The organism is Okeania sp. SIO3B5, from assembly GCF_010692555.1.
In the GTDB taxonomy this organism is placed as follows: Bacteria; Cyanobacteriota; Cyanobacteriia; order Cyanobacteriales; family Microcoleaceae; genus Okeania.
The window spans coordinates 1-5,020 of record NZ_JAAHHG010000645.1 but is presented as its reverse complement, the minus strand read 5'-3'; the positions used below and the strand labels follow the sequence as shown (position 1 = coordinate 5,020).

General features: G+C 35.6%; 6 protein-coding genes. 2 read left to right on the top strand and 4 right to left on the bottom strand.

From position 1 onward, the window contains the following. Positions 1 to 681 precede the first annotated feature (681 nt). Positions 682 to 1,170, top strand: coding sequence for a tellurite resistance TerB family protein (locus F6K54_RS40085; protein ID WP_293089925.1), 489 nt, complete (start codon positions 682 to 684; stop codon positions 1,168 to 1,170). Positions 1,171 to 1,185: 15 nt separating this feature from the next. Here the strand turns inward: F6K54_RS40085 and F6K54_RS40080 are convergent, their stop codons facing one another. The 3 genes from F6K54_RS40080 to F6K54_RS40070 form a co-directional block, all read right to left on the bottom strand. Further along, positions 1,186 to 1,329: a hypothetical protein gene (locus F6K54_RS40080; protein ID WP_293089923.1), complete on the bottom strand. Its 144-nt coding sequence runs from the start codon at positions 1,327 to 1,329 to the stop codon at positions 1,186 to 1,188. A 104-nt stretch (positions 1,330 to 1,433) separates the two neighbouring features. Next, positions 1,434 to 2,630 carry a hormogonium polysaccharide biosynthesis glycosyltransferase HpsP gene (gene hpsP / locus F6K54_RS40075; protein ID WP_293089921.1) on the bottom strand — a complete coding sequence of 399 codons (1,197 nt, stop codon included), beginning with the start codon at positions 2,628 to 2,630 and terminating at the stop codon, positions 1,434 to 1,436. A gap of 528 nt (positions 2,631 to 3,158) precedes the next feature. Further along, positions 3,159 to 3,566, bottom strand: coding sequence for a hypothetical protein (locus tag F6K54_RS40070; protein WP_293089919.1), 408 nt, complete (start codon positions 3,564 to 3,566; stop codon positions 3,159 to 3,161). Between the two features lie 18 nt (positions 3,567 to 3,584). Between F6K54_RS40070 and F6K54_RS40065 the strand changes: the two genes are divergently transcribed. Then, the gene (locus F6K54_RS40065; RefSeq protein ID WP_293089918.1) at positions 3,585 to 3,728 is read left to right on the top strand and encodes a hypothetical protein; all 144 of its coding nucleotides are present in this window, start codon (positions 3,585 to 3,587) and stop codon (positions 3,726 to 3,728) included. Between the two features lie 321 nt (positions 3,729 to 4,049). Here the strand turns inward: F6K54_RS40065 and F6K54_RS40060 are convergent, their stop codons facing one another. After that, on the bottom strand, positions 4,050 to 4,586 hold the full coding sequence (locus F6K54_RS40060; protein WP_293089916.1) for a P-loop NTPase family protein: 537 nt from the start codon (positions 4,584 to 4,586) through the stop codon (positions 4,050 to 4,052). Between the last annotated feature and the right edge of the window lie 434 nt (positions 4,587 to 5,020).

Genomic DNA, 5,020 nt, shown 5'->3' with positions numbered 1-5,020 from the left:
TTTTATTTCTTTCCTATTCCCTATTCCCTGTTCCCTGTTCCCTGTTCCCTATTCAAAATATTGTTCTTAATATATAAATAAACTTAGTTTTTTATTCCGGTGCATCTCATATTTACAATTAACAATTAATAATTAATAATTAATAATTAATAATTAAATAATTCGCGCCTTGAAGCCTCCCCTTTTAAGGGAAAAAAAAGCGGTCGTTTGCGGAGCATTCCGTAGGATGGGATGGCGTTTTGCTCCGCAACATATAAAGCGGAGCGGCTCTGTCACTCTTCGGGTCTCCTCGCCATATCCATGAGACCAAGAGAAGAAATAATATTTCCTTATTTTCAATCCTCTCGGTTTTAACCAGAGGTAATTATCCATTATCCATTATCCATTATCCATTAATGAAAAAAATACTTTTTTCCTATTCCCTATTCCCTATTCCCTATTCCCTAAAAGCGATAAATTTTTGGCTTTCTTCAAAACTGAGATGCACCCTTTTATTAAGACTTTCAGCACAACTTTAAATATTCTTAATGAATTATCAATTTGTCAAAATAGTCTCATTATAGTCTAGTTGACAAAAAAAAAATCCTGTGATAGAAACAGTAAACTATTAAAAGCTGTTATACAAGATAAAATAGTAAAGAAAGAAATAAACAAACAATAAATTGGGAGGCAAAGCCTAACATGAGTTTACTAAACAAGGTTCTTGGAGTTTACAATCCAAATCGAGTGGAGTTCTCACAACAAGAAGCAATAGCAGCTATTGCAGTATCTGCCATTGCCTCAGATGGTTATCTTTTAGATGAAGAAACAGAAAGAGTTATAGTACTTTTGACGCAAATGGAAATGTTTAAAAGCTATTCAGAAAAACAGATTACAGATATGCTAAATAGATTTCTCAATTTACTCAGTGAAAAAGGTATAACTAATTTAGTTGCTATAGCCAACGATGCGCTACATCCAGAATATAAAGAAACAGCATTTACATTAGCTATCGATCTAATCCTCATAGATGGAGTTTTTTCTAGTAAAGAACAAACATTTTTAACTCGTTTGTGTCAGATATTAGAAGTGCCTGTAGAGAAAGCTTCAGAAATTTTTAAAGCTCAGTCAGAAAACCATCAGGAGATTAAAAAAAAGTCTAGAAAATATAGAAATAATCAAAATTATTAAAAGTAAATAAACACATTAATGTTTGCGACCAAAGATTGATGGGGTGATGGGGTGATGGGGTGATGGGGTGATGGAGTGATGGGGTGATGGGGTGATGGGGTGATGGGGTGATGGGGTGATAGGAAGATTCGTGTATTTGCACAATTTTTTGTATTTCATATAAATTGGTCTACGACTACCACCTAATACCTAATTCTGTGCCACCTCAAATAAAATTTATAAGGTCTAAAACCTACGACCTACCTAACTCTAAAACTTAAGACCTAGGACCTAACACCTTGATAGGTAATAATTTTTTGATAAGCCTGAATAGTTTGTGTAGCGATCGCTTCCCAACTATAACTTTTTTTAGCTAACTCTTGAGCATTCAAACCTCGTTGTTTTCTTTCTGCTTCATTTTGCAAGGCTGACTTAATTAAAATAGCCATATCCTCTATTTTACAACTACCAACCCAACCTGCTTTTGCATCTGCCACATCTTGACAAATATGAACTCCATCGGAAATAACTACTGGTGTACCTGCCACCATTGCCTCTGCTACTGCGATACCAAAATTCTCATAATAAGAAGGCAAAACAAATACATCAGCAACTTGTAATAAACTCGCCTTAATTTCTCCTGTAACAAACCCCGTTATTTTTGTACATTTAGCAAGAGGTGAAGCCTCTATTTGTGACCGAATTTTTGCTTCATAATTAGGGTCTTGAGGATTAGCACCTGCTAAAATAAATTGAAAATCTATCCCTTCTGCTAATAATTTTTCTAAAGCTGGTAATAATAAATCTAGCCCTTTTTTAGGTTCAATTCTAGACATAAATAAAATTACAGGATGTTTAATTTCTATGCCTTGAGATTGAAGATAATTAACTAATTTTTCATCCTGAATATTATCTGGGGGGTTAACACCTAAAGGAATTACTAAATCTCGTGTCGATACACCAAATCTTTCAGAAACTTTTGCCTCTTCTAAACTGGTAAAATGAAGTGCTGCTGCACGATAAATATTCCGCTTTTCTAACAGAGAAACATAAATTTTTTTAAGTAATTTTTTTTTCCGTAAATCAGCCGGGTCTAAAGTACCTAAAGGTCTTAAAATATAAGGTAAATTGTTAACTCTAGCCACAGTTGCAGCCATAGTAGTTACTGGTGAAAAAAGAGCATGAATATGAGCTAAATCAAATTCAGAAGCGTGTTGATTTAACCATTGTAATAACTTCAGAGAAAATTTATAACGACGGAATGGAGAACAACGAAAATAACGAATTTGATAACCATTTTGTCTAACAGGTTTATCAAGGGGAACATCCAAAGGTGGTTGACCTATATCTCCATTAGAATCTGTAGTAAGAATAGTAACATCTATATTTTGAGCAGCTAAGGCAGTAGAAAGTCCTAATACCATTTGACTAGGACCGCCATAAACAAGAGAAATAGATGGTACTATCTGTAATATTCGCATAATTTTATTTAATTAAATTTGATACCCCTACAGTATAAATCCCAATCAATTCTTTAGTTGTCCAACATTAATTTACTTCATTATTTGATAAATGTTGTCAAGCCTTAGAGACTATTTGTAAAAGGAATATAAATTTAGTAGACTGACACAGCTAAAACTGTGCAATAGATTTTTCTTTCTAGCCCACATTCCGCACGTCAATTTGTAACATTAAAAGTAGTATATAATTTCTATTATTGGTAAATATTTATACTGTATAAATTACTTCTCAAAAGTCAAATTTTCAGTTAAATATTAAGCATAAGTACTTACTGAATTATTGACTTCTATTGACCACTATAATTTTCTTCTTAGTTCTTACTTTTGAATGCATGACTTTTGACTTATATTTTTATGCTGCGTTTTGTCGTGCAGAATGTAGGTTTTAGATGAAACACCCTGTTAAAAAATCAAAAATTAGCGATCGCCTGACATTTTTCTCGTTCCATGAAAATTAATCAGGCCAAACAGATAAATCGAAAGTCCCCACTAATCGAGTTGGCCACACTTACGTCCCCCACGTGTGAAATTTTCTGCCGCATAGCAATTAATAACCCTCAGAGCATTGCAAGCTCCGCCATCGCCCTGACTACACAAACGAGCTAAGTTGCTAGGACCACCTTCTCGATCAACCTCGTGCAAAAAATTACAGGCCCGATGATTATTTCGCTGTCGGCAATAATAGTTAATCTGACGAATACCGGCTCTAGTCACAGTATTAACATATTCGCAAGCTCGCGCATTTCCTTGTCCGCACAGCCTACCTAATCTTTCACAACTCCCAGTATTTCCTCCGTAGCAACTGTTGTAAAGATCGTTAAGTTGATTTGATCTTGCAGGTGATGATATGGATAGGACTGTCGCGACAGTCAGCACTGCTAAAAATATCTGTTTCATACTCAATAAGTCAACTTTTTGGATAATGTTCTAATTCCTGCTTACAAGAATGGTGAGAAACATCAGTCAACTTTCAGTGGAAAAATAGTGAAATGTGGAAAAATAGTGAAATTGGGTTTGTATCGGAGAGGTTGTGGAAGATTGATGAATGAGGTGCGTTAATGGTTCCTTGAACCAATGCGAGAAAAGCAATTCCAAATACCTTTGGTTATGGGATAGAGGAGCCAGTGCGTTGAGCGGGTCTCCCGACTTAAAGCAACTGGCATGGTGTTGTAGTTCACTCAGTCAGAGTAGCACCTGCGAGCCGAAGCATATGTCTTATGTGACTATATTTTTATCAACTATTAGGCATTGACATCCTCATTTTTTTTGTCAATGGGGGTGCTTAAAACTACTTGGAGTTATGAGACACGAAGTGGGGTGTCGAAGACTATCCCCATGAAATTTTCCCTTCTGCCTCCTGCCTCCTGCCTTCTGCCTCCCTCATGGCCTATGACTGCGACGAATTTTAGTAATTTGGTCTGCCATGTCCAAAATTGCCTCTGGCATATCTGGGCCTGTCAAAATTACATCTACATTACCAGGGCGTTTTTCTAGAAACTCTATTACTTCAATGTCTGGAATTAAGCCAAAATTAATTGCTACGCTTAATTCATCAAGAACTACTAACTCATACTTTCCTTCATCTACAACCCTTTGAGTATAGTCCCACAAATCCAGTAGTGAATTTTTCTGACTTTCATCTATATCCGGCGTATCAATACAACCACGAAGACCACAACGAACCCAATCCAAATTTTGTCCTAGTTGCATTGGATGCTCATGTCCCTGGTGAATTCCTCCTTTGAGAAACTGTACAATTAATACGGGAGTTCCTTGGCCAGCTATCCTCAAAGCTTGAGCCATAACATCAGTAAAGAAATTACGCTGATCACTTGTGAATACTTGCACCAGACCTGGAACAGTGTATGGTAAATCGCTAGGAATATTGAGAGAAGGGGTTTGTAGTTGTGCAACCATTATGAAAATTAAAATTGAGAAATCTATATTTGGCAATATACTGAATTTTTCCAGTTTGTTAAGCTGGACTGAAACATTGCCCAAGGACAATACTTGTTTTACAATATATAGTGCTTTTTTTGATTCTACTACAAATTTAACACTATATGTATGTCCAATTTAAAGCAATGGTTCAACAATTAATAATTAATAATTAATAATTAATAATTAATAATTAATTATTACCTCTCCTTGAAAACGGATAGGATTGACTAATAATGAAAATTTTTTCTCTCTTGGTCGATTGGAGGACAGCGAGGAGACCTCGCCATCCCTCGACCGCTTGTTTCTCCTTTAAAGGAGAGGCTTTAAACCTTAATTATTCGGTAATATGGAACACAAGAGTTACGGAACAGTTCTGATATCCTTTATCCTGATGATGTGAGAAATACCAA